The 25,158-nt window shown below is 65.3% G+C and carries 19 protein-coding genes; 2 read left to right on the top strand and 17 right to left on the bottom strand.

The features are described from left to right. Positions 1–55 precede the first annotated feature (55 nt). The 4 genes from QMK22_RS11335 to QMK22_RS11350 all read right to left on the bottom strand — a co-directional run bounded on the left by QMK22_RS11335 (position 56) and on the right by QMK22_RS11350 (position 12,377). Entirely contained in the window at positions 56–1,273 is a 1,218-nt protein-coding gene (locus QMK22_RS11335) for a DUF2254 domain-containing protein (RefSeq protein ID WP_283497855.1), read from the bottom strand. A 123-nt stretch (positions 1,274–1,396) separates the two neighbouring features. After that, positions 1,397–8,512, bottom strand: coding sequence for a hypothetical protein (locus tag QMK22_RS11340; RefSeq protein ID WP_283497756.1), 7,116 nt, complete (start codon positions 8,510–8,512; stop codon positions 1,397–1,399). Positions 8,513–8,783: 271 nt separating this feature from the next. Next, the gene (locus tag QMK22_RS11345; RefSeq protein ID WP_283497757.1) at positions 8,784–9,554 is read right to left on the bottom strand and encodes a hypothetical protein; all 771 of its coding nucleotides are present in this window, start codon (positions 9,552–9,554) and stop codon (positions 8,784–8,786) included. 129 nt (positions 9,555–9,683) lie between these two features. Further along, entirely contained in the window at positions 9,684–12,377 is a 2,694-nt protein-coding gene (locus QMK22_RS11350; RefSeq protein WP_283497758.1) for a cation-translocating P-type ATPase, read from the bottom strand. A gap of 181 nt (positions 12,378–12,558) precedes the next feature. On the opposite strand from QMK22_RS11350, the gene QMK22_RS11355 reads away from it, so the two are divergent. Beyond that, positions 12,559–13,374, top strand: coding sequence for a thioesterase family protein (locus QMK22_RS11355; RefSeq protein WP_283497759.1), 816 nt, complete (start codon positions 12,559–12,561; stop codon positions 13,372–13,374). A gap of 119 nt (positions 13,375–13,493) precedes the next feature. Here the strand turns inward: QMK22_RS11355 and QMK22_RS11360 are convergent, their stop codons facing one another. From QMK22_RS11360 to QMK22_RS11420, 13 genes are all read right to left on the bottom strand, one after another. Next, positions 13,494–13,814 (bottom strand): hypothetical protein, encoded by a 321-nt coding sequence (locus QMK22_RS11360; RefSeq protein WP_283497760.1) that lies wholly within the window; start codon positions 13,812–13,814, stop codon positions 13,494–13,496. Positions 13,815–13,918: 104 nt separating this feature from the next. Further along, on the bottom strand, positions 13,919–14,866 hold the full coding sequence (locus QMK22_RS11365; RefSeq protein ID WP_283497761.1) for a sensor histidine kinase: 948 nt from the start codon (positions 14,864–14,866) through the stop codon (positions 13,919–13,921). Next, on the bottom strand, positions 14,866–15,546 hold the full coding sequence (locus tag QMK22_RS11370; protein ID WP_283497762.1) for a response regulator transcription factor: 681 nt from the start codon (positions 15,544–15,546) through the stop codon (positions 14,866–14,868). Before QMK22_RS11370 ends, QMK22_RS11365 begins: the two co-directional genes overlap by 1 nt. A gap of 33 nt (positions 15,547–15,579) precedes the next feature. After that, positions 15,580–16,146 (bottom strand): hypothetical protein, encoded by a 567-nt coding sequence (locus QMK22_RS11375; protein WP_283497764.1) that lies wholly within the window; start codon positions 16,144–16,146, stop codon positions 15,580–15,582. Beyond that, the gene (locus tag QMK22_RS11380; RefSeq protein WP_283497765.1) at positions 16,143–17,114 is read right to left on the bottom strand and encodes an ABC transporter permease; all 972 of its coding nucleotides are present in this window, start codon (positions 17,112–17,114) and stop codon (positions 16,143–16,145) included. The genes QMK22_RS11375 and QMK22_RS11380 overlap by 4 nt, the downstream gene beginning before the upstream one ends. Continuing rightward, positions 17,107–18,009 (bottom strand): ABC transporter permease, encoded by a 903-nt coding sequence (locus QMK22_RS11385; protein ID WP_283497766.1) that lies wholly within the window; start codon positions 18,007–18,009, stop codon positions 17,107–17,109. The genes QMK22_RS11380 and QMK22_RS11385 overlap by 8 nt, the downstream gene beginning before the upstream one ends. Then, positions 18,006–18,740: an ABC transporter ATP-binding protein gene (locus QMK22_RS11390; protein ID WP_283497767.1), complete on the bottom strand. Its 735-nt coding sequence runs from the start codon at positions 18,738–18,740 to the stop codon at positions 18,006–18,008. The genes QMK22_RS11385 and QMK22_RS11390 overlap by 4 nt, the downstream gene beginning before the upstream one ends. Before the next feature lie 66 nt (positions 18,741–18,806). Then, a complete protein-coding gene (locus tag QMK22_RS11395) occupies positions 18,807–19,460 on the bottom strand; it encodes a DedA family protein (RefSeq protein WP_283497768.1) in 654 nt (217 codons plus the stop codon). 72 nt (positions 19,461–19,532) lie between these two features. Beyond that, the gene (locus QMK22_RS11400) at positions 19,533–20,336 is read right to left on the bottom strand and encodes a COG4705 family protein (RefSeq protein WP_283497769.1); all 804 of its coding nucleotides are present in this window, start codon (positions 20,334–20,336) and stop codon (positions 19,533–19,535) included. A gap of 123 nt (positions 20,337–20,459) precedes the next feature. Then, the gene (locus QMK22_RS11405; protein WP_283497770.1) at positions 20,460–21,467 is read right to left on the bottom strand and encodes a sensor histidine kinase; all 1,008 of its coding nucleotides are present in this window, start codon (positions 21,465–21,467) and stop codon (positions 20,460–20,462) included. Continuing rightward, positions 21,464–22,138 (bottom strand): response regulator transcription factor, encoded by a 675-nt coding sequence (locus QMK22_RS11410; protein WP_283497771.1) that lies wholly within the window; start codon positions 22,136–22,138, stop codon positions 21,464–21,466. The genes QMK22_RS11405 and QMK22_RS11410 overlap by 4 nt, the downstream gene beginning before the upstream one ends. Further along, on the bottom strand, positions 22,128–22,841 hold the full coding sequence (locus tag QMK22_RS11415; RefSeq protein ID WP_283497772.1) for a phosphatase PAP2 family protein: 714 nt from the start codon (positions 22,839–22,841) through the stop codon (positions 22,128–22,130). Before QMK22_RS11415 ends, QMK22_RS11410 begins: the two co-directional genes overlap by 11 nt. A gap of 89 nt (positions 22,842–22,930) precedes the next feature. Next, on the bottom strand, positions 22,931–23,569 hold the full coding sequence (locus tag QMK22_RS11420; RefSeq protein ID WP_283497773.1) for a class I SAM-dependent methyltransferase: 639 nt from the start codon (positions 23,567–23,569) through the stop codon (positions 22,931–22,933). A gap of 92 nt (positions 23,570–23,661) precedes the next feature. On the opposite strand from QMK22_RS11420, the gene QMK22_RS11425 reads away from it, so the two are divergent. Further along, positions 23,662–25,095, top strand: a complete 1,434-nt coding sequence (locus QMK22_RS11425) for a dihydrolipoyl dehydrogenase family protein (protein WP_283497774.1) — start codon at positions 23,662–23,664, stop codon at positions 25,093–25,095. The last annotated feature ends 63 nt before the right edge of the window (positions 25,096–25,158 follow it).

Below are 25,158 nucleotides of genomic sequence, written 5' to 3' on the forward strand. Positions count from 1 at the left end.
CGCTCCCCGCTCGGCCGCGTGCGCACGCCTCAACGCTCCGGCACGTCCAGACAGTTCAGGTCGGGAGCGAGGGACGAGACAATCCTGTAATGATGGCTCGCAGCAGCTCGGTCGTGCCTGGACCGGCCACAACAAGAAGGCGCTCGGCCAGCCCCCTGGCGGCATCGACCACGAGCGGATGGTCGAGACCGTACGTGGTCACGCCGGTGAAGACGTCGGATATCAGGTCGTCGGCCTCGGGCCAATGCACCAGCACCCGCACGGTGTCGTCGGTGTCGGTGAGCGCGGTGAGCGCGGTCGGCCGGTTGAGAAGATCGACCAGCGCGGTGGCGGCCAGATCGAGTGCGGTGACGGCGGTGTACGGGTCATTGGCGCCGGAGGCGAGGCCGCGGACGGCGACTTCGACGAGTTGTTGCAGGGCGAAGCGCACGTCCTGAAGCGGGGTGCGGGCGGTGCCGAGCGAGAACGATGCCCGAACGCTTTTCCCGAATGCCGGCTCGTGGGTGGGTGGGGAGACTCGCACGAAGCAGTCCCCGGCAACAACGTAAGCCCCGGGCATCGCCACCACGTCGATAATGACGTCCGCGTTCTCCGCGATGCGTCTGAGCTGCGCAAGATCCACCTGTTGCACATAGCCATCGGTCTCGGCCGTGACCGGTGCCGGGTCCGTCAGCAGGGGGTGTGACCCGCGATTGCCACGAGCATCCGCTTTGTTGGGATAGACGTGGGCGATGGCGCGCAGCAGATCGGCCTGCACGCGGTGTTGCAGGGTGGTGATTTGCACGGAGTCGGCGATGTGGTGAATGAAGAACACCAGCACCGCCACGTCGAGAACGCCGATGGCGACGCTGACGTAAATCGACATCGTCGGCACGAAGCCGCCCCCGGCGTCGGTCTCGGAGCGCACCGAGAGCAACACAACGAGCGCGTATAAGAACGTGGACGTGAAAACGGCCAGCACGGTCTGATTTGCACGGTCGGCCATAAAGTTGCGCACGAGACGGGGGCCGTAGGTGGACGACGTCGTCGCCAAGACCGAAATGGTGATCGAGAACGACGTGCCGGCCACGGTGAGCATCGAGGTGCCGATGATCGTGAGGATGCTTCGGGCGGCGGAGGCGCTGAGCGCGTCCACGAACCCGATGCGAATTCCCCCGTCGAGCAGGGCCTGGTCCAGCAAGACCAGAGCTTGCGCGAGGATGACCGCTCCGATCCCGAACAGGGCCGGGAGAAACCAGAGCGATTCACGGGTCTGCAGCAGAAAGGAGCGCATCAGGGTCACATCTTCTCACGAAGTATCCGCTGGCGGACAGCAGAATTCGGAACATGCCGGGGCGGTGTCGGTCACCCGAAGGCGACGGGTGAGGGAGCGGGCGGTTCCCGCTCCCTCAGATTCTTACGACTCCGTGATCCGGCGCTTGCGCGAGCGCCGTGCACTCCAGAAGAAGCCGAGTCCCAGCAGAAGCAGCAGCACGGCCACCGCCACCGAGATATAGAGCGCCGCGGCGTTCACACCCGACTGCGCCAGCTTGGTAGCCGGCAGTACGTCGGCCGTGTCGGATCCGGTGATGGGCGACTGCGCCGTGTCGACAGCGCTGCTGTACGCGGTCACCGTGTTGGTCACCTGTGGGAACGCCGCCTGCAGCACGTTCACGGTGAGGGTCACCTGGGCCCTCTGCCCCACCGCGAGCGGGCCCGCGAAGGTGCACGTCACGGTTTGCCCGGCCGGTGCACACTCAACATCTGTGCCGGCACTGGTGCGGTACTCGAGCCCGGTCGGAAGGTCATCAACAATGCTGAATTCGCCCGGGTTTTCGGTGGGGCCGTTGTTCGCAACCTCGATCAGGTAGTCGAGCGTCGTTCCCACCCGGGCCACGCCGACATGGGTTTTGGTCACGTTGAGACCGACCAGCGCGTCAACGGCGAGGGTATCGGTCGACTCGTTATTGTCGGCATCCGGGTCGGGGGTGACAGCGGAGACGACGGCGACGTTCTCGACCGTGGGGTAGGCCAGGGCGTTCACCGCAGCGTTCACGACGAGCACGGGTGCGGTCTGGCGCGGGCCGAGATCGGCGCTCAGCACGCAGGAGACCGGCGTGGTGCCAGCTTCCGCATCGGTTTCCGCCGCAACGCAGTTCCAGAGCGGGTCGCTCCCGGCACTATCCACAAACTCCAATCCGCGCGGCAGCGTGTCGAGAACGCTCACACCGGTGGCCGTTGATGGGCCGTCGTTGGTCACCTCGAGCTGGAATGCGGTATTTTCACCGATACGCCCGGCACCGGAGTGCGATTTGACGATGCTCAGGTCGGCGCTCTGACCGAACGTCACCGCCACCTCGCCCACGTTGTTGGCGCGGGTGATTTCGTCGGTCGGGGTCGAGACGACCGCGGTGTTGGTGAGCGAGACGGTACCGAGCGCCGGGTCGGAACTCGTGGTGAGCCCCAACGCCGTCGCGGTTCCGCCGGTGGCCAGTCCCACCGTGCCGTCGCCGAGGGTGCACGTCACCGGCTGAACCTCACTGTCGAGAACCGCGTCGGCAACGCAGGTCCAGCCGGGGGTATTCGCCTGAAAGCGGATGCCGACGGGCAGGCTGTCGACAATGGTGATCGCGCCCACCGCGTTCGACGGTCCCACATTCACGAGCTCGAAGTCGAAGGTGACGTCGTTGCCGGCGAGCACGTTCGCATTCGGGGTGGATTTGACGAGACTGAGATCGACCAGCGCCACCACCGTCACCGGAACGGTGTCGGTGTCGGTGCCTCGCCCGGGGCGGCTGTCGCTCCAGCCGACCGTTGCCTCGTTGGTGGCGACCGTTCCATCGGCGATCGCGGACGACACGGCAGCCGTGACGGTGATCGTAGCTGTCGTCACGCCGAGGGTCGCTCGAACGCAGCTCGTCGTGGCGAGGGTGCAGGTCCACCCGTCACCGGCGATCTCAACGGCGGTGAAGCCGTTCGGGAGCACGTCGGCAACGGTGAGCGCATCAGCGTTCGACGGGCCGGCGTTCGTCACCGTCAGCGTGTAGCTGATATCCGTTCCGGCGACAATCTCCGTAGCGGTCGGCGTGATCGTCTTGACGATCGTCACCGCGGCCTGGGTGGTCACCTCGGTGGCGTCTTCGGCCCGGTTCGGGTTCAGGTCGCCGGCCGGCTCGGGGAGCACCCCGGTGACCGTGGCGACGTTCGTGAACGTCGCGGCTCCGGCATCCGCCGGGATCGAGACGGTGACGGAGATGATGCCGGCAGTTGCCCCGGCGGCAAGAATGCCGGTGCTCGTGCAGGTCAGGTCCTGACCCACCGGGGCAGCGCAGTTCCAGCCGCTGCCGCTGGCCGATACCGGAACCAGTCCCGCCGGAACATGATCGACCACGACGGTGCCGACCGGCGCGTCGGAGGGCGCGTAGTTGGTCACGGTGAGCGCGTAGCTCACATCGGTTCCGGCCAGGACCTCGCCGGTCGGGTGCGACTTCGCGATGCCGAGGTCGGATTCTCCGGTGAGGGAGGTATCGGTGGAACCGGTGGCCGGTGGCGTGTTCGCCGAGGAGACGGTGGCGCTGTTGCGCACGTCTCCGGTGAGCGAGCTGGGCACGTTCACGCGAACGTTCACGGTTTCGGTGCCGCCCGCCACGAGCGTGCCGGTCAGGGCACAACCAATGGTGGACGGATCCGCACTGGTTTCGGTGCACGCCCAGGTTCCGGGGCCGGCGGTGCCGGTCTCAGCGAACGTCAGCCCGTTTGGCAGGACGTCCTCGATGGCCACCGTGCGGGCATCCGCAAAGCCGTTGTTGGTCACAACGAAGCGGTAGGTACCGGTGGTTCCCGGAACGAGTTTGTCTTCCACGAGCGACTTGGTGATGCCCAGGGTCGTGGCCGTGTTGACGGGGGTCACGGTTTCGGATTCGTTGTTGGCCGACTCCGGGTCCGTCGTCGTGCCCGACACCGTCGCGGTGTTGGTGAGGCTGCCGGTGAAGCCGGAGTCGATCGTGGCGGTCACCACAATCTGGGCGGTGGCGTTCAGGGGCAGGTCACCGGACAGCGTGCAGGTGATCACACCTGCCGACACAGCACAGTCCGCACCGGCGCTCGTGGCGACCACGTCGGAAATATTGCCGGGCAGAGCGTCGGTCACGGTGATGGATTCCACGGAGAGCGACGGGCCCAGGTTGACCACGTCGAGGTTCCAGCTGGCTTGCTGGCCCGCCGCGAAGGTCCCCTGCGCGGTTTTGGTTACGGCGAGGTCGGCGCTCGTGGTGACCGCGATCGTCGACTCGCTCGTATTGTTGGCCAGCGTCGGGTCGAAGGTACGCGCGGCGACGGTCGCCGAGTTGGTGACGCTGGTGGCATCGGCCACGTCCGACGCCACGGCTACGGCAACGGAAATGACCGGCCAGGCTGCGCCGCTCGCGAGCGTTTCGTTGGCGTTGCTGCGTTCACAGGTGAACGCCCCGGTGTCGGCGTTTGGAGTCGTGCAGCTCCAGCCGGTTCCGGATGCCGCGGTGACGGTGATTCCGGCCGGAAGCGGTTGCGCCGGCAGGTCGCTCACCACGAAGTTGTGTCCAGCCACATTGCCCACTGCGGTGTTCGGCCCGGCATTGCTCACGGTCAGGGTCCACGCCTTGGCCGTCGCAGCGCCGGCCACGAGGGCGTCACCGGCGGCCTTCACGATCCGTACGTCGGCGGAATGCACGAACGCATCAGCGGTGGCAGAACCGGGGGCGTACGACGTGGGACCGGATCGGCCGGTCGCGTCGGTCGCATCCGTTGCCACTGCCGTGAGGGTGTTGCGGTGCTGCACGGTTGTGCCGGTGCCCGGGGCGGTCAACGCGGCCGTGGTGGGCTGCGCCGAAAAGCGGATGACGATGGAAGTTCCCGGAGCGACCGCGCTGAACGGCGCCCAAACCAACGTCTGCACACCGCCGATGGTGCTGAGCGAGGGGTCGGCGAGGGCGACGGCCGCCGCAGATCCGATCTTCACCGTGCTGGTGCCCGCGGTGTAGACCCAGTTGGCGGGCAGCGCATCGGTGGCCGTGACTGTTTTGGCAGTGCCGCCGCCCGCGTTCCGCAGGGTGAGCACCCAGCCGAAGTCGGTGTCGACGTAGGCGGTCGAGCCGCTGGCCACGGCCTTGGTCAGGGTGATGCGCGGGAAAGCGGGCGTGACCGTTGCCGTTGCGGTGGGCGGGTTCGCCGTGTATTCGCGTTCGTCGGTCGCGCTGCTCGGCAGGGAACGATAGGTCGGCACGGTGACGACGTTGGTGAGCGCACCGGTGCCGAGCGTCGACGATGCGGCGAGCTGTGCGTCGTAGGTCTGCACGTCGCTGCCGCCCTTGGCGATGGTCGAGATCGTCCAGGTGATGGTGTTGCCCGAGAGCACGCCACCGCCGCTGATATTCGTGACACTGCCCAGGTCGATCCCCGTCGGGATGGTGTCGACAATGCTCACGTCGAAGGCATCGCTCGTTGTGGCGGTGTTCGCGTTACGGGTCGTGACGGTGTACCTGAATACCTGGCCGGGTTCCGGCGTCGTGTCGGAGACCGTCTTGGCGATCGTCAGGGCCGGTTCGAGGACCGTCACGTCGGCGGTCGGCGATACGGCGCTTTCATCGAAGGTGGCGCCGGCGGATAGCGGCGTGCTGCCGTTGGTGCGCATCCAGCCGAGGAAGGCTCCGTTCTTGAGCACGTCTCCAGCGGTTCCGGCGGCGCTGAGCACCGTTGCCGTGAAGGTCACCGTCACCGTGCGGTCCGTGGTGGTGGCGAGCACGTCGCCGAGCGCCCAACCAATCTTCTGGCCGGACGCGTCGAGTGCCGCGCCGGAACCGGGCAGGTCATCGTCGCACGAGCCGAGAGCGGTTTCACAGCTGACCACGGCTGTACCTGCGCGGATCCCGACGGGCAGGGTATCGATGATCGCGGCGTCGTAGAAGTTGACGTTGCGGGGCAGTGCCACGCTGATGGTGTAGTCGATCGTGCCACCGATGGTGGCGGTGGCCGGCTGCACCGTCTTCACGGTGACGGCGCCCTCCACGGTGACCTTGGCGGAGGAGGAGGCCGACACGACGAGTTCGGTCGCCGGGTCGTTGACCGCGGTGACGTTCTGGTTGGGGTCGTTGTCGAGGGTTGAACCGGTCACAAATGCGGTGTTCGTGTAGCTGACCAGGCCGGCAGCGTCGGGGTCAACGACGGCTTCGAAAGTGACGCTGGTGACGTCAGGGCTCAGCAGCGCGCCGCTTCCGGGTAGGGTCCAGGTGAGTTTGGTGGTGCCGGTGACGCATCCGTTGGTGTCGTTGCCGGCGATGCTCGTGGTGACCGTTCCGGCGGGAGAAGTGAGAAAGCCGGTGGAGGGGGTGAAGCGCAGGCCGTCGGGCAGACAGTCGGTGATAACCGAGTCGTAGGCCGCGGGCCGTCCGGCGGTGTTGCCGGCGGCCAGGGTGAAGGTGACCAGCTCACCGCCCCGGGCGGTCGCCTCATCGACCGATTTGGTCAGCGTGGGTTTCGGTACGACGACCGTGACGGTCTTTGTGGCCGTGCGCGCGGGTAACGCGGTTCCCGACGGAGTTGCCTTGCTGGTGAAACTAGCCGTGTTTTTGAGCGAACCCGACGAGCGAGCAACACCCACAAGCACGCCGGGAAGAGTCACCGTGAAGGTCTCGTCGAGCGCGGTGCCGTTGTCGTAGGTCGCCGGGAAGGTCAGCGTTCCGGTAGCGCTGTCGAAACTGCCACCGGTCGGCAGCGAGGACACGGTCGCCACGGTCCCGGCCGGAATCGTCAAGCCCGAGATCATCGGGTCGGAGAGCACGCCGTCAAACACGGTGGTGCCGGCCGGAATACTCACGCTGTAGGTGTAATCCACCGTTTCACCGGCGACGACCTGGGATCCCACGTTGTTGCCGGACTCGTTGATGCTCGTCACGCCCGTCTTGGCAACGACGACGGGCGGCAGGTGAACCTCGGCCGTGTCGTTCGCCGGAGCGGTGTTGCCGTCTGCATCGTGGCTGGGGTCGAGGGAGCCCCTCGGGAAGAACTCGGTGTCGTTGCCGCTGGTGTTGGGCGAGGTGAAGGCGACCACGGATGCGGTGTTCGTGAAGCTCGAGGTGACGCTGACGGCGGCGGGCATCGTGACGGTGTATCGCACGCTGGCCGAGGCGCCGGCCGTGATGGGACCGGGCACGGTCCAGACAATGACGCTGCGCGCGTCGGAGCCGAGCGCGGCGGGGTATCCGGTCGTTCCCGGGTCGGCACAGGCGCCGGAATCGCTGATTGACGCCGTGGTCCATTCCGCGCAGGTATAGTCGGCCGGAAGCGCATCCCACACCGTGACATCCGCTACGTCCACGTTGTTGTTGTCCGTCGCGGCGAAGCGCTCATTTGTAACGTCGATCGAGTAGGTGATCTCGTCGTCTTCGCGCACCGAGACGCTGTCGTTCGCGCCCGTCGGGGCAACGCCGTTCACGAGCGCGACGCTCTTGTTGAGCGTGACCACCGGAGCGGGGGCCACGCCATAGTCCACCTGGTCGCGCAGCGCTAACACGCTGCCGTCGGTCGACGACTGGCGGTACTTCATCAGGTTCGCCGTGATGTCCACGTCGGCGGTGGAGGCCAGGCTCGTGACGGTGGCGCTCACATACAGAATTATCGACGCGCCCTGGGCCACGAAGCGGTTGGCGCCGCCCTCCGTGTCGCCCAGCATCCAGGAGGCCGGGAGAGCATCTGTGGGCAGCGGCATCTCGGCCTCGGTACCGGCCACCGGTGTAATGGTCACGCCGCCCGCGCCGACCTGAAAACCGGCGAACGTTGTACCCACCGGTACGAAGTCGGTGATTTGCGCATTGCGCGTCTTGCTTGAATCGGAGAAGTCGACCGTGAGTTCGAAGCAGACCGTGTCACCGAGCTGGTACGTGGGGATGGTCGTGACGGTGCCGTCAATGTTGTCAATGTAGTCGCCGGCTCCGGCCGCGCAATCCAGCGGGGAACCGGTGGGCGTCGGGCGCGGCAGCACCTTCTTGCTAATGACCGGCTCGCCCGAATCGAGCCCGGCCTTGGAGTCGTCGGTCACGGGCTTCGCGCCTTCACCGGGTGTGCGACCGGTGGTCGTGCCGGTAATAGCGACGACGTTCAGATAGCCGTCGCCGGCGGCCGTTGGTACGTCCGTCGCGGTGCCGGTGGTGGTCGTGCCCTCGTAAAAGGGGCTCATGTAGGCGTCGTAGCCGATCGTGAGACTGGTGTCGTGGGCCAGTTCCGTGGGATCGGGCGTCATGACCACGGTGAACGTGCCGTCGGCGTTGGCGACGGCACTGTCGATGGTGGCGCCGGTGACTATGCCGTCTTCGTCGCAGCCGGCGCTGCGCTCGAAGTCAACGCTGGCCGGAAGCACCGGGCACAGGCCGTTGGGGATGACGTCAGTGATCGTCATCGCGCCGTCATTGGCGTATTCGCCGGCCCGCACCAGCAGGTCGAAGTGCGCCAGCTCGCCGGAGACGAAGCCTGACGTGCCGGTTTTGACGATGGACAGGTCCATGCCGCGCACCGTGACACTGCTCGTCGAAGAGGTGGCCCGATCGGCCTCGGTTTTGACGGGTCCCAGGTAGTTTCCCGAGGCCGTCGCCGTGTTCTTGAAGCCCTGTCCCGACGCGGCATCATCTTCCTGGCGCGTCGAAGCACCCGTGTTGTTATCGAGGTTGGCTCTCTGCCCGCAGGTTTATTACTATTTGCCCCCTATTCGAGCTACCGGGGGGGCCGACTGATCTACCCCGCCCCGCCGCCCGCGACACGACTCGGTCGGCGTCGATTCAGCCGATGCCGCCCATGCGCTCGAGGGCCGCGCGCATGATCTGCGCCTCGGGCGTCGGCGCCACGTGATGGTTGGTGTAGATGCCGACCAGCCATTGCAGCACTTCGTCTTCACTCATCGCCACGGCGTTCCAGTCCACTCCGGGCTCCGCGGCGGTGCGCGGCTCGCCCGTGTCCGGGTCGAGCCAGGCGCGGGCGATCGGCACGTCCGGCTCGTCGTTGTTCACGTTCCAGAGCAGCGCGATCGGGTGGTTGTCACCGTCGATGTGATCCTGATCGACTCGACCGGAACCGAGCCAGGGCAAGGTCAGCAATTCACCGATAATCCCGACCTCGATCAGTTCGAGCTGGGTTGGTTCGGTTTCGGGAACGTAGAGGGTGAAGCCCTGTTCGAACCATTCGGCGGCCTCGTAAATTGAGTCGAGCAGTTCATCCAAACCATCGATTTCCTGCACCAGAATCAGGGCCCACTCGAGCAGAATTTCGGTCTGGTCATCCGGCCAGGGGCTCTCGAACGGGTCACTCGTACCGTGGTAATGAAAGCTCGGGCCGGCCTCATCGAGCAAAACGTGCAGCTGGCCGCTGTCGTAGTCGATCGACAGGTTGAGCGCGCCGCCCTCGTCGTCGCGATCGGCGAACAGGTCGGGGTGGGCCAGTTCCGGCGGCAGCGCGATCGCTGCGGCGAGCCGGGGGCCCAGATCAAGAACGGCACGAAACTGGATGGTCGGCAGGCGCAGGGTTTCATCCTGCTCGAAGTGCTGGTCTGACATATGTTGAGTTTACCGATCGCCGGCCGGGGGCGAGTCTGCCCGACCGGCGCCCGCCGCGGGCGCATTGTCTTCCCCGCGGCACGTCACCACTGATTGACAAGTGGTCAGGGAAGAAACACCGCGCCGTCGTCAGCTGAACGAGGGGCTGCTGCCGTCGTGGCGATGCGACCATCGACGCACGGCCTTTTCCGCCTCGACGATGAGCAAAACGGTCGAGCCCACGGCGATGCACAGAAGCCATTCCCAGCTGCTCAGCGGAGTCAGGCCCAGCAGCTCTGCCGAGAAAGGCCAGATCGTGGCTGCCCAGTGCAACATCAGGGCGCCCAGGGAGGTGAACAGGAGCGGCTTGTTGGCGAGCAGCCGCAGCTCGAAGAGCGACTTGAACTCCGCCCGGGCACTGAAGACCTGAAAGAAACTGAGCCACACAAACATCGTCAGTGCCAGGGTGCGTGCGTGCACCTCGGTATTGCCCAGGCGCAGTTCAACGATAAAAGTCAGCAGCACGGCGAGGGCCATCCACGCTCCGGTTATTCCCGTACGAAACCACAGGGTGCGGGAGAGGATGCCCTCGGTTGAGGCCCGCGGCGGCCGGCTGAGTTCGTGGCCCTCTGCCGGTTCGAACGCGAGGGCGACGTCTTGCACGCCGTTGGTCACGACGTTCATCCACAACATTTGCACCGGCAGGAACAGGAGCGGGGTTCCGGCGAAGACGCTCAGGGTGACGGCCACCAGCGCTGCGGCTCCGGTGGAGAGCAGAAAATAGGTGGTCTTGCGAATGGCGGAGAATGTGACTCTGCCCTCTTCAACGGCGTGCACGATGGTGGCGAAGTGGTCGTCGGTGAGCACGATGTCGGCTGCTTCACGGGCAACATCCGTTCCCGCCCGGCCCATGGCAACGCCAATCGAGGCCGCTTTGAGCGCGGGAGCGTCGTTCACGCCGTCGCCGGTCACGGCCACGATTTTACCGGCCCCCTGCAGCGTGCGCACGATTCGCAGCTTGTCCTGCGGTGAGACCCGGGCTGCCACACTGGTTTGTTCGAGGCGTGCGACCAGCATGTGGTCGTCCAGGTCGGCCATTTCAGCGCCGGTCAGCGCGCGTGTACCGATCGCCAGGCCCAGCCGGGCAGCGATGGCTGTGGCGGTCACCGGGTGGTCCCCGGTGATCATCATCACGGAAATCCCGGCCTGCCTGCATTGCCGGATGGCTTCAGCCACCCCCTCCCGTGGCGGATCGGTCATGCCTGCCATCCCGAGAAAGGTGAGTCCGGACGGCGGGCGCAGCGGCACGGTCAGTTCCTCGCCGTCGGGAACGCGCCGGGAGCCGGTGGCAATGACCCGCAGTCCGTCTCGCCCCATTTGCTCGTTGGCCGTGTGGATCACGTCGTTGTCGAGAGGCTCATCGCCACCGCCGGCGGCCACGGCGACGGAGGCCTCGATCAGAGCCTCGGGAGAGCCCATGACATACAGGGTGCGCTGTCCGTCGGAATCGACGAGAACGGTCTGTGAATACCGCAACTGCGGTTCGTAGGGCTGGTGACCGACGGGCACTGCCAAGCGTTCCTGTTCGGTGACGGCGCCGCGCGCCACGGCGATTCGAGCCATGGCGGCGTCGACAGCATCACCGAAGTATTCGTTGTCGTCTTCGGCGGAGATGGTGGCTTCGTTGGTCAGTGCACCGGCTCGCAGCATTGCGCGCACCAGAACCGAATCCGCACGCCCGTCGGCGTCACGCCTGGTGGTGGCCAGCAGACCGGCCGTGGTCCACACCCGTTCCACGGTCAGTCGATTCTCCGTCAACGTGCCCGTTTTGTCAGAGCCGATCACGTTGGTGGAGCCAAGAGTCTCCACGGCAGGCAGAGTGCGAATAATCGCATTGCGTTTCGCCATGCGCGATACCCCGAGACTCAGGGCGACGGTCAGCACGATGGGCAAGGACTCGGGAATTGAGGCGACGGCGAGACCGACGGCCGTGCGGAACATCGTCGACGCATCGTTGCCGAGCACGATGCCAGCGATGAAGACGAAGACGACGGCACCCAGCACGAGAAGACCGACCGACCGTTCCAGGCTGTTCGTCAGCAGCTGCAACGGCGTCTTACCGGACGGCCCCTGCACCAGCGCGTTTATGGCTCCCAGCGAGGTTGCCGCGCCCGTGGCAATGACGATACCTCGACCTCGGCCACTGCCCACGAATGTTCCGCTGAAGGCGATATTCGCCTTGTCCGAGTCACCGACTTCCTTGGGCAGCACACCGGTGTGCTTGGTCGCAGCGAACGATTCACCGGTCAGCATCGACTCGTCGACTTCCAGCGCGTTGGCGATGAAGAGCCGAAGATCGGCCGGAACCCGTTCACCGCTTTCCAATAGAACGATGTCACCCAACACAACGTCCGACCCCGGGATCACCCGTTCACTACCGTCGCGCAATACGCGGCACGAGGGTGTCGAGAGCGACTGCAGCGCCCGCATGTCAGACTCCGCCTTACGTTCCTGCACGAAACCGAGGGCGGCATTGAGGCAGAGAATCAGAAAGATGGCGCCGGAATCCACCCAGTGTTGTTGCAGCGCGGTGACGATCGCAGCGACCAGCAGAATGGCGATCAACGGGCTGACGAACTGACGTGCCAGAACGCGCCACCAGGGGGTTCGCGCAGCCACGGCCAACTCGTTGGGGCCGCCACTGCGGAGTTTCTCGGCGGCCTCCGCCGCACCGAGACCGTCTGCTGACGACGACAGTCTCGTGAAAATATCGTCGATTGTCAGGGAATGCCAGTGCGTGGCCGGGGCGACAAGCGCAGTGGATTCGATCGGCTGTCTCGTCATGCTCTCAGCATTCAGCAAAAGCGGTCGGCGCGGCAACCCCAAGGGTCGGCCGGGCCGTGTGCCGCAGGGTTTGCTCCGGCCTGGTACCTCGGAATCGAGGTTGATGCACGCTGGGCTGGCCAACCGGCAATCGCATCTAGGGTGGGAGGAACCGCCCTGCGGCGGCTGTCAAAGGAGCAGCATGAGTGAACAGCCCGGAGCAAACCCGCTGATAGGTGCCTATTTCGAACCGGTCGCCCCTGGGCTATACCGGCCGACCGAGCATGCGGGTGGGGCATGGCGGTCCGACGAAATCCACTTCAGTCCCCTGGGTGGTCTTCTGGTGCACGCCATCGACCTGCATCGAGCCGCTGAGCCCGGCGGTGCCAATGGCAAGGAGCTCGGGCGCATCAGCTTCGATATCCTCGGCTTCCTCTCCGCCGAGGAGTGCGAAATTCGGGTCGAGACGATTCGTCCCGGTCGCACCATCGAGCTCATCGAAGCGACCGTGATCATCGCCGGCCGTGCGGCCGTGCTCGCCCGCGCCTGGTTCATCTCGACCACCGACACCACGGCCGTCGTTGGTGGCGACTCGGTTGCGCTGCTGCCTCCCGATCGGTGCGCCCCCTGGTCGATGACCGATATTTGGCCCGGCGGTTATGTGGCGTCCCTGGAAGTGAAGGCCGTTGCACCGCCGCAGCCCGGACGCTCCAGCGCCTGGCTGCGCACCGATCTGGCGCTCGTTGCCGGGGAGCCCAGCAGCCCGCACGCTTCGTTCATCGCCCTGGTGGACACCGCCAATGGCATAGCCGTTCGCCAGTCGCCGCTGGACTGGGCCTACCCGAACCTCGACCTCACCATTCACTTTCACCGGCAGCCGACCGGCAGCTGGGTCGGGCTGGACACCACCGTGACTTTCGGGCCGGCCGGTCACGGACTCACGAGCAGCGTGCTGCACGATGAGGCCGGCCCGGTTGGCCGCGCCGAGCAGATTCTCACCGTGCGCCCCCTGGGCTGACCGCGCAGGAAAAGCGGTGGTGGGGGCGCGGGCGCCGCGACCCCCCCGATGAGGTGCGGGGTGTGGTTTTGGGGGGGGTGGGGGCGCGTGCGCCCCCACCACCGCTTTTCGGATCGTGGTTAGTTTTGCGTTCCGTCTTCGACAGCGACGCCGTTAACGTCGTCGCTCGTGTTTTCGGTGCCAGACTCCGTGCCAGATTCCGTCCCAGATTCCGTGCCCGAATCGTCGGCGGTTTCACCGTCGATGATGCCGTCTTCAACCTCATTCTGCACGTTGTCGGTGTCGGCCGAGGTCGAGGCTGGTTCCACGTTCGACGAGGACGAGGACGAGGACGAGTTTGCGGGAGTGGCTTGGGCTCCAGCGGTGAGGGTTACGCCGCCGACGACGGCCAACGCCAGTGCCAGTGCTGCACCGCTGGCGATCTTCATCTTCTTCTGCATGGTGTTCTGCCTTTCGGGGGTGAGCTCCGCGTGTTCGGAGCCATCTTTCCAAGCTAGATCGGGGCAGGTGAGATGAGCGTGAGAGCGGATCCGGGACGGATCCATTAGGTGCGTAGTGGGAGGTTCACCGTGACGGTCGTGCCCACGCCGGCCTGCGATGTGAGTGTGACCCGGCCATCGTGCGCCGCAACGATCTGGTGCACCAGGCTGAGGCCGAGGCCGTGCCCGGGGTGGGATCTGGCCTGATCGGATCGCCAAAAGCGGTCGAAGGCGTGCTGCAGGTCGGTGTCGTTCATCCCGATTCCGGTGTCACGCACGGTGATGGTGCAGGTGCCGTTCTGAGTGTCGGTTCCGATGAATACGGCTCCGGGGACCGGCGTGAATTTGAGCGCGTTGTCAACGACGTTCGCGATCGCGCGCTTGAGCAGCGCCGGGGAGCCCAGAACCATCGCGGCCCGTGCGGTGTGCGTGACCAGGCGTGCGGCATCCGCTGGATTGCTGGCGCGAGCGTCGATGTCGTCGACCACGAGCTCGTTCAGATCGACGAGTTCGTAGGTCTTCCGAAGCTCGGTTCCTTCGCCCCGCGAGAGTAGGAGCAGGTCGTTGGTGAGTCGGGTGAGCCCGCCCACGGCTTCCAGCGCCGTCTGCATCGCCTGCTCGTACTCGGCGGGCGTGCGGGTCGTAAGCAGGGCGAGTTCCAGTTCGCCTTGAATAATACTGAGCGGGCTGCGCATCTCGTGGGAGGCACCGTCGACGAAGCGCTGCTGCAGCTCGTAGCTTTTCTGCAGCGGCCCGAGCGCGGCGCGTGCCATGACATAGCTGGAAATGGGGATCAGCACCAGGAGTACGGCGTAGAGCACGACCAGCCCCGTGCGGAGGTTGGCGAAGCCTTGCTCCGCCGCGTTCAGGGCGCCGGCACCGTCGGATTCGGCCGCGTCAAAATCAAAGGTGCCCGTCACGAAAATGTAGATTCCCACGGCAAAAGCGGCGAACAGCACCAGCTGCACGACCGTGTAGGTCACGGTGAGTCGAACAATCGCGCGCCGAAACATCAACGATCCGCGTTGATCAGGTATCCGGCACCGCGCCGGGTTTCGATGATGTCCGCTTCACCCGGCGCGGTCAGCTTCTGCCGCAGGTAGCGGATGTAGGTTTGCACGACGTTGCTGAACCCCTCATAGTTGCTGTCCCAGGCATGATCAATCAGTTCGGTGGTGCTGATTATCGTGCCGGCGTTTCGCATGAGATATTCCAACACGGCGAATTCTTTGGCGGTCAACATGATGGTGCGGCCGGCGCGCTGAGCGGTACGGGTGGCCGGGTCCAGGGTGACTCCCTGCGCGCGCAGCACGGGGGCGTGTGCGCGCGGTGAACGTCGAAGCAGTGCGCGCACCCGGGCCAGCAGCTCAACGAGGTGGAATGGCTTGACGATGTAGTCGTCGGCGCCGGCGTCGAGGCCCTCAACCTTGGTGCGCATGGAGTCCAGTGCGGTGAGCATGAGCACCGGCACGTTCTTATCGATCACACGGATGCGTCGGCACACGGCCATCCCTCCGTTCGGCAGCCCGGGGAGCATCAGGTCGAGAACGACCAGGTCATACGTTTCGATCTCGAAGGCCTGTACCCCGTCCGGTGCAGTGTGGGCTACATCGACGGCGTAGCCGGACTCGGTGAGGGTACGACGAATCACGTCCGCGATGCGTACGTCATCCTCGACGACGAGTACTTTCACCCGGTGACCGCCGCCCAGCGACCGATCAGGTGGTTAGTCGGCCTGTTCACCGGTTCCTGCTCCCTTGGTTGCTGTGCCGTTCGCAACTTGCACGCCGTCGGCGCTGACCTGAATGGTGAAATCCACCTGATTGGCGGAACTGCGGTACAGGCTGAATGTGTTCTCCGGGTAATGTCCCGCGCCGGTTTCATTGTCGAAGGAGAATGTGGTTTCAGCATTCGGGGCGAGGGTGAGTCCGTCCAGGGCGAGATAGTACGCCTCGCTGCGGCCGGTAGTGACATCCGTCATCACATAATAGGTCTCCACGTTGGTCAACGGCTTGCTGGTGCTGTTGCCGACCGTGATCTGGAGCCGGTCGGTGATGGCGGCGCCGGAACTCGGATCGACGTTGTCTTCGGCGAGGGCAGACACGATGGTCAGCCCGGGCGTGGTGCTGGGGTTGGCGATGGGGTTGGCAGCCACGGGCAGCACTGCATTCCCTGCCACCGTTGAGGAGGCCGGACGGGCGGGGGTGGCCGCGGTATTGACCTGCGCCATGGCGATTCCGCCAGCGGCGACGAGGACGACGAGGGCCACCGGGATGATGATTTTCCATTTCATGATTGGTTCCTTTGCAGAGTGCGCCTCGTGGTTGCGAGAGCGGCGAAGACCACGGAGGCGAGGGTTGCCGCCGTCAGGGTGATGGCGTAGGGCAGCATTGCCGTCCAGACCAAGCCGAGGGGTAGTTGGTTGTACTGATCTTTAATGCCGAGAAAAGCGAAGGTGAGGCGTTCGAAGTGTTTGGTCACCGATGACACCTCCAGGCCGTTGCGGATGCCGTCGAAGGCGGAGAACTGCGCCAGAACGCTCAATTCGTCGGTCTTCTGAATGTTCAGGGTGGCGAACAGACCGCCGGGTACCTGATTGTCCGGGTCCATGGTGTCGCCGATCTGAGGAATAATCAGCACAAAGGCCAGCCAAATCACCAGGGCCACGATGAGGCCGGTACTCAGCCGGGTGGACAACGCGGTGAGCCCCACCGCCAAGGCGGTCCAGAACACCAGGTAGAGCCACGCGAAGCCCCCGGCAATGAGCAGCCGGGCCACGTCGATCCCGCCGATGGGGGCGTGGCCGATCGTGACGACCGCGACGAGCGACACCGCGGTGAGGACGACGACGACACCGAGCCACACGATCGACAGGCCCAGGACTTTGCCGCCGGCAAAGGAAAATCGACTCACCGGGCGACTGAGAAAAAGGGCCAGGGTGCCCCGGTATTTTTCTTTGGCGATGGTTCCGTAGCCCAGCACGATGGCAAACAACGCGCCGAGAATCTCGAGGTACTCGATTCCACCGCGGAGCAGCTTCAAGGGAAAGAGTTGCGGGGCGGCCGCAGTGACAGTGCTTCCACTCTGCGCCAGGTTGGTGACGTAGAGGTTGTAGGCATCCAGTTGGTTGCGAAAATCAGCCGAGGCCACGGCCACGGAGATCAGCGACGCGATGGCCAGAAACCCGATCAGGATGGCGAAGAGGCGATCCCTCCGAAGATCCAGCAATTCCTTTTCGGCGACAATCCAGGTGTCACTCATTCAGACCACTCCTCAGGGCTCGGCGCGGCGTGACGACCACAATCCAGATCATGGCGATCAAAACGGCCAACAGCAGCAAGATGCTCGCCACCGGATTTCCCGTGACACTGTCATCGCGCAGCACGATGCTCGCCACTCGTTTGAACTGCTCGGTAATGGCGAACGGGCCGGTGAGAGCGCCGATGAGATCGAACGAGGTGCCGCCCGAGGCTGCAAGGGCCGGAACCGGATTCAGCAACGCCACGGGGCGCGCCGCGGTGCCTACCTGCGGGAGTACGAACGCGATCGCGCTCCAGACCACGAACGGCACGAGCAGCGCCGTCGTTTCCTTGCGGCTGTACAGCCCGGTGAGCATGCCGAGCAGGGCAAAAATCATCATCAACACCCACGACACCGCGGCGAATCCCATCAGCCGCAGCGTCGGGTCGACGCCCAGCGGGGTGCCGATGATGACGCCGATGGCGGCCCAGCTGATCGTTGTACTGGCGGCCAGAACGACCGCGATCACGGCTCCCAGACCCAGAAATTGCCCCAGTATCCGAGCGACGGTGTTCACCGGTCGGCTCAGAACCAGATCGACCGTGGCCGACTTGCGATCGCGCAGAGTGGCCTGCACGCCGAGGATGATCGCCATGAGTGCGCCGATCAGAACCACGTAGATCACCGAATTGCGGGAGTAGTACAGCGCAGACACTGCGGCAAAGGGATTCGGGGCTGTGGTGAGCCCGTCGGCCAGGATCTTCTCGTAGACACGGGTGACCGTTGTGTTGGTGATCCATCCGATGAGGGAGGACAGCGACACCATCCCCAGGAACACGACCAGCAGCAGCACCGCGACCCGGGCGCGGAGGGTGCAGAGAATTTCGTGTCGAGCGCTGGTGAGGACGGTATTCATGCGGCAGCCGAGTCGAGTTGAAAGTAGATGTCTTCCAAAGACTCATCGGCCGGAAATGCGGCGAGCGTGTTGGTCATCGAGTCGTGATGCACCAGGCGTCCGTGGTTGAGAATTCCGATGCTCGTGCAGGTTTTAGTCACCTCGCTCAGCAGGTGGGTGTTCATAAAGATCGTCATACCGAATTCATGGTTCAAACGCACGATCGTCTCTCGCAGGGTGCGCACACCCTCCGGGTCCAGCCCCGATGTCGGCTCGTCAAGAAACAACACGGCGGGCGAGTGCAGCACGGCCTGAGCGATACCCACGCGCTGCCGCATCCCCTTGCTGAAGGTCCCCACCCGTTGGGTGTCATGCCCGGTGAAATCCAAAAAGCCCAGCACATCGCGGATGCGCGCGTCCGGACGGCGCAGCCCCGACAGCCGGGCGAAGAAGCGCAGATTCTCCAGCAAGGTCAAATTGTCGTAAAACTGCACGTTTTCGGGCAGGTAGCCGATGCAGGCACGCACGCCCGCGGCATCCGTTTTCACGCTGTGACCGCTGATGCTGGCGTCACCCGCGGTGGGCTCGAGCAGAGTCGTGAGCAGATTGACGGTCGTGGTCTTGCCCGCGCCGTTGTGGCCGAGCAGACCGAAAACCTCGCCCTGCGCAACGTCGAGGGTGAGATCTGCGAGCGCCTGATGCGCGCCGAAACTTCGCGACAGAGCCGAAGTTGAGATTGCCGATGTTGTCATAGTCCCGAGATTATTGACCACACCGTGAGACCACGATGAGAGGCCTCATCTGCGCCGCAAACGACATCAGCGGTGAGCAGCCTGCCGGCGAAGAGCGAGCGTTCGGATGAGCACGGGCACCACAGAAAAGACGACAATGCCGACCAACACGACGTCGATGTAACGGGCCGCGAACTCGGCGACCCCCGGAATGTGAGCCAGGGCGAAGCCGAGGAGCACGACTGCCGTGCTCCACAGCACGGCACCGACGATGTTGAACATCGTGAACACGCGACGCGGCATCAGACCGACACCGGCCGCGACGGGAGCGAAGGTGCGCACGACGGGCACGAATCGGGCGATCGTGACGGCCGCCGGGCCGAACCGGTCAAAAAAGCCCTGGGTGCGCGCCACGCTCTTGCGACTGAACAGACCGGAATCGCGTCGATCGAAAATTCGCCGGCCCGACACGCGCCCGATCAGGTAGCCGAGTTGGTCGCCCAGCGCGGCCGACACGGCGATGGCCGGGATCACAACCCAGAGCGGTTGGCTGATGACTCCGCTGAGCGCGAGAACGCCGGTGAAGAAGAGAAGGGTATCGCCGGGCAGGAAGAAGCCGATGAGCAGGCCGGTCTCCACGAAAACGATGGCGCAGACCACGACGAGTCCCCAGACGCCGGCGCCCGCGATCACCGCTTGCGGATCCAGCACTCCGGACGTAGCGTGCGCGGTGATGATCATAGTTCTCATTGTGCGGGGACTTTCTAGGAAATTTTCGTGAGGGGGCCGGGCATCCGCTGTCGAACGCTGGGTTTAGGACGTCGCCGTCAGTGTTCGGTTGTTGGTGCGCGAACGGCGGGTGAGCGCGATCACGAGTACGAGAATCACGGACAGGAACAGCACGCTGGTTGCTGTGGTCCCGAGCCCTAACCCGCCGTCGGCGACGGGCTGGGAGAGCAGGTCACCGGTGGATGCGCCCAGCGGGCGGGTCAGGATGTAGGCGATCCAGAAGGCGAGCACAGCGTTCAGATGGAAGACGAAGTACGCCACGGCGACGAGGGCGATGGCCCCGGTGAACACGAGCAGGGCAACGAAGTAGCCGAGGTTCAGCCCCTCGGCAACGAGGTCGCCCGCCGCAGTGCCGAGGGCGAACGTGAACAGCACGGCCAGCCAGTAGAACGTCTCCCGGCGGGACGTGTAGATGGAGTGGATGGAGAGGGTCTTCTCCGACACCGCCCAGATCGTGAATGTCACGGCCAGCGCCACGGCGAAGACGACCGTCGTGACCCACAGGGGAACGCCCAGGCTGTCGGTGAGATTGTCGGTGATGAGCGTGCCCACGACGCTGATCAGTACCACCGCCAACCAGTAGACGGCCGGGGTATACCGATGCAGTGCGAACTGCACGGCCAGAGCCGCGGCGAGGAGCACGGCCATGATGATGGACGTGATCGTGAGCCCCATTCCAAGGTCAACGTTCAAGAAGTCGGCTGCGGTCTCCCCCACCGTGGTCGCGAGCACCTTGATCACCCAGAAGATGAGGGTGACCTCGGGCACCTTGGCCAGAACCTGCCGCAGGGGCGAAACGGTGGGGGAAAGGGTTGAGGTCGTGGACAAGTGCTCCTCCTTCAAGGGGTCGATAGCACTAGCGAACACGGCGGCGTCTAAGACTTCTCACAGAAGCGGCCTAGCGACACACGGGTTTCACCAATTCACGGTGTCGTGCCAGCCGCACCGGGATCACGCTCCCTTCTCCCGTGGCACCACGAACCGGATGGCGGTGCCCGCCGCGGAGCTATCGACCACGGTGACGGATCCGCCATGGCGTACGGCGATGTCCCGCACCAGGGAGAGACCGATTCCATAGCCGGTGTGGGCATCGCCTCCGCCGCCCACCGCCATACTCGAGTGCGCAAACCGATCGAAGATGCGGGCCGGGTCGATGCCTTGGATGCCGGGACCACGGTCACGCACGGTGACCGCCACAATTTTCTTGTGCACGGCCACCTGCACGGAGATAACGGATCCTTCGGGAGCAAACCGCAGCGCGTTGTCGAGTAGGGCCACAACGCTCCGGGTCAGGCTGGATGCCGGCACCCGCGCGAACACGGCGTGTTGGGCATCCAGGTCAATGGTGATGTGTTTGTCGACCCCGATGAGCGCCATCGACGCCACGGCAGCTGCCACCACTGCGGGGACGTCGGTGACAACGGTGTCATCGACAACGGTGCCGCCGATCTCGGCCGATTCCAGCAGATCGTTCACAATATGAACCAGGTCGGTGGTGTCACTGCGCAGTTCGGCGACGACCGTCGCGGAGGGGTCATCGGCGGGGAGGGATCGCTGCAGAATCTGCAGGCGGGCGCCGAGAACGGCCAGTGGTGTGCGGAGCTCGTGGCTGGCATCCGCTACGAAGGCCCGTTGGATGCGCAGCGCCTCACCGAGCGGCTGCACCGCGCGCCGAGTGACCAGCCAGCTCAAACCGCCGGCCAAAACGATTAGGGCCACACCCAAAACCGCGGCGGCGCGCAGCAGTTTGACGGCGCTGACCTGCAGATTGTGTGTATCCGGTACCGGTTCAAACAGCTCGGCGGGCGAGATCTCGGACAGGATATAGACGAACACGGCCACGATAACGAGCAGGACAACGGCGGTGCAGGCGATCGCGATTCGGGTCCCGACGATACGTGAGGCGCGACGGATGGCGAGGGTATCGCTGTCGACGACGGGGAGGCTTTTGCGGGTCATGGTTGCCCCAGTCGGTAGCCCTGCCCGCGCACGGTGAGAACGATGTTGGTGTCGGTTTTGCGCCGCAGGTAGTGCACGTAGGTGTCCACCGTGCCGGCGGTGTCGGCGGCGCTGAAAACGGCCTGCAAAATTTGCTGCCGGGAGAACGTGCGTTGCGGGGCGAGAGCCAGAAGCTTGAGCAGTGCGTTCTCCTTCGCCGTGAGCAGGATGCGCCCGTCGTACGGAGAATATATCGTGCGGCTGTCCGGGTAGTATTCCCAGCCGCCCAACAGCAGGGTGCGGCCCTCGCCGGTGAACACCCGCCGGATGGCGCGCAACCGGGCGAACAGCTCATCGAACTCGAATGGCTTAACTAGGTAGTCGTTGGCACCGATATCCAGCCCGGCCACCTTGTCGCCGGTGGTACCCAACGCCGTGAGCAGCAGGATGGGGGTGGTGATCAGCTTGCGGCGCAAGGCCTCAACGACATCGAGGCCGTCCAGCGAGGGCAGCCGCCGGTCGATGACCATCACCTCGAACTCGCCAGCGAGGCCGGCGGCCAGCCCATCGGCTCCGTCAGCCACGAGGGTGACGTCGTAGATCTCCGTGAGCACGTCCTTGATCATGGGACCGAGCTTTGCGTCGTCCTCGATCAACAGCAGTCGGGCGCGAGTCGTGATCTCAGCCGGCATCCAAGGCTCCTCCGTAGACGGGTCCGGCGTGCAGGCCGGATCGACGTTCGGTCCAGTGTGACATCGTTAGCATCCAGGCCGCATTGACCAAAAGTACGGCGGCGATCGAGTACACGATCGATGCCACTACGTCGGACGGGTAGTGCACCCCGAGGTAGACCCGGGAGGCCGCCGTTCCGAGCATGACGACCGTCGCTGCTCCGATGACGAACCACTGCCAACGGTGACCGGCGGTCGCCACGATGAGTCCGAGAACGAAGCAGGCGGCGAAACTGGTGTGCCCGCTCGGAAAGCTGAGTCCGCCCGGCTCGAGCACCAGGATGTGGGCTAGCGAGGCGATGTCGGGACGCGGACGGTGCACGATCAACTTGATCACCTCGGCACCCACCGTAGGAATCGCCACGATCACCAGGAACTGGATCGCCGCGCGCGGCCGCCGGGTGGCCAGCAGGATCGAGCCGGTGACGAGAAGCACGAGCACCGCCGCCACGACCGAGCTGAACAACCAGTTGATCCCGAGCGCAACCCAGTCAAGTTGCGGGGTGTGCAGCAGATTCACCCGGCGGAGTGCATCCATTTCTACGGCCGTCCATCCGGCCGACGATCGCAACACCATCCCGCTGACGATGACGGCGAGGATGACGCCGGCGGTGGGGATAGCGGTGCGTGCAAAACGGAGGCGTGGTGCGAGGTCTGTGCTCATGCTCCCAGAATCGCTCTTGCCGCCACAGAAGCTTCTAAGAAAGGGGCCGTTGCACTCGCTTGCTGCCGCGCCGCGAGCACAGGTGCGGGCTACGGAAACGTTCCCGCGACCACTCGGATATGTCCGCCGCGCAGGGCGGTGGAGTGCACATCGACGCCGTCACGTTCGATCACGGTCCAGGGGCGGGCATTCAGGTCGGCACCCCCCACCGCGGCGGCCATCCGCACGAACGGCCCCAGCAGCCGCGCCCGGCCCACCGGTAACTGCATGTCCACGATGCACGCGCGTCCCCCGGGGCGCAGCAGGGCGCGCCCCCGCTGCCAGGCCGGGTGCCAGTCGTCGAAGACGCTCATCGCGTAGCTGGAAAAAACACCGTCGACCCTGCCGCCCGACGCCGCGGGAAGCTCGTCCGCGACCTGCGCGGGGTCGAAGGTGGTGGCATCCGCTTCGACCAGACGAACGGATGCCCACCCGTTGGCCTGCACACGCCGGCGGGCCATGGTGAGCATGGCTGGGCTGCGGTCCAGCCCGATCACCGTGCCACCGGGGCCGACGGCGTCGACGAGGAGGGCAAGATTCAGGCCCGTGCCGCAGCCCAGGTCCAGCACGGTGTCGCCCGGCCGCAACTCCAGCAGCGGCACGCCGCGTTGTCGTCCAGCGCGGTAGACGAGGCCCTCTCCGGAGAGTACGTCGTAGAGCCCGGCGGCAGCCTCGTAGACATTCGTCATGGCACAGACGGCCCTTCGTTTGCAGCCAGTCTAACCAGCCGCTGCAGCATCAGCCCGAACGGGGCCGCCCGCGAGCGCCTACGCTCGAAGTCATGAGCGAAACAGACGAATTTGATCTTGTCGTCATCGGCGGCGGAACGGCCGGCCTCGTGGCGAGCCGCTCGGCGGCGAGTTTCGGTGCGAAGGTGGCGCTGATCGAGAGCCACCTTCTCGGCGGAGATTGCCTGTGGACCGGCTGCGTGCCGTCCAAATCGCTGATTGCGGCAGCGGATGCCGCCACGACGGCCCGTTCATCGGCGCACCTCGGTGTGAGTTCGAGCAACGTCGTCGTTGACTTCGCCCGCGTCATGGCGCACGTTCAGGAGGCGATGCATGAAATCGCCCCGGTTGATTCCGCCGAGTCTCTGGAACGGGACAACATTGCGGTGGTGATCGGGCGGGCACGATTCACCGGCGCGAACACGGTGGCGGTGAACGGCCGCGAACTGCGGTTCAAGCAAGCCCTGATCGCGACCGGAGCGTCGCCCACCCTGCCGGATATCCCCGGGATTGACGCGGTCGACCTGCTCACGAGCGAAACATTCTGGAATCTCACGGAGCTCCCGGAGCGACTCGTCATCCTCGGCGGCGGGGCGATCGGCTGCGAGATCGCGCAGGCGATGTCGCGCCTCGGCTCGGCCGTGACCCTGGTACAGCGTGGACCACGCCTTCTTCCCAAGGAAGACGAGCGGGCCAGCAGCATCATCCACGCCGCGCTGGTCGCCGACGGAGTTGATGTGCGTCCCAACTCCACCGTGAGTTCGGTCAGCTCGACCGACCGCCTCGGGGGAACGTTCACGCTCAGTGATGGTGAAACTCTGCAATTCGACCGGGCACTGGTCGCTCTGGGGCGGCGTCCGAACTTCGCAGGTCTCGACCTGCACCGGGTGGGCGTGCGACAAGACCAGCACGGCAACGTGGTGGTCAACGGTGCGCTGCGCACCTCCAACCCGCGCGTTTGGGCGGCCGGCGACGTCACGGGGCTACCCCAGTTCACCCACACCGCCGGCATGAACGCGAGCGTGGCGGCCACGAATGCCATCCTCGGTCTCAGCCGTCGCTATGACACCATGGCCATCCCCCGGGTCACCTTCACGCACCCGGAGGTGGGCGCGGTCGGCATGCAATCCGCGGAGGCAGCGGCGGCGGGCCACCGCATCGTGTCACGCGATCATGAGCACGTCGACCGGGCCGTGACCGAAGCGAACACGGATGGTTACACCCAGTTGGTCGTGGACAACCGCGGCCGCGTTCTCGGCGGAACCGTCGTGGGACCCCGAGCGGGTGAAACCCTGGGCGAGATCTCCCTGGCCGTGAAGAACAAGCTGACCACGAGCGCCATCGCCGGCACCACGCACGCGTATCCCACCTACAACGACGGCCTGTGGAATGTGGCCGTCGCAGACGTGCACGGTCGACTCGGATCAGGGCTGGTAGTCGCGGCCACGCGCACCCTCCGACGTCTGCGCAGCGCCCGGCTGCGCTGACGCTCGCGGCACTTACGGTGTCGGCCCTGACGTACCGGTCAGCGCAGCCGGTCAGCGCAGCCG

Origin of the sequence: Cryobacterium sp. PH29-G1 (assembly GCF_030063365.1) — a bacterium.
Taxonomy (GTDB): Bacteria; Actinomycetota; Actinomycetes; order Actinomycetales; family Microbacteriaceae; genus Cryobacterium.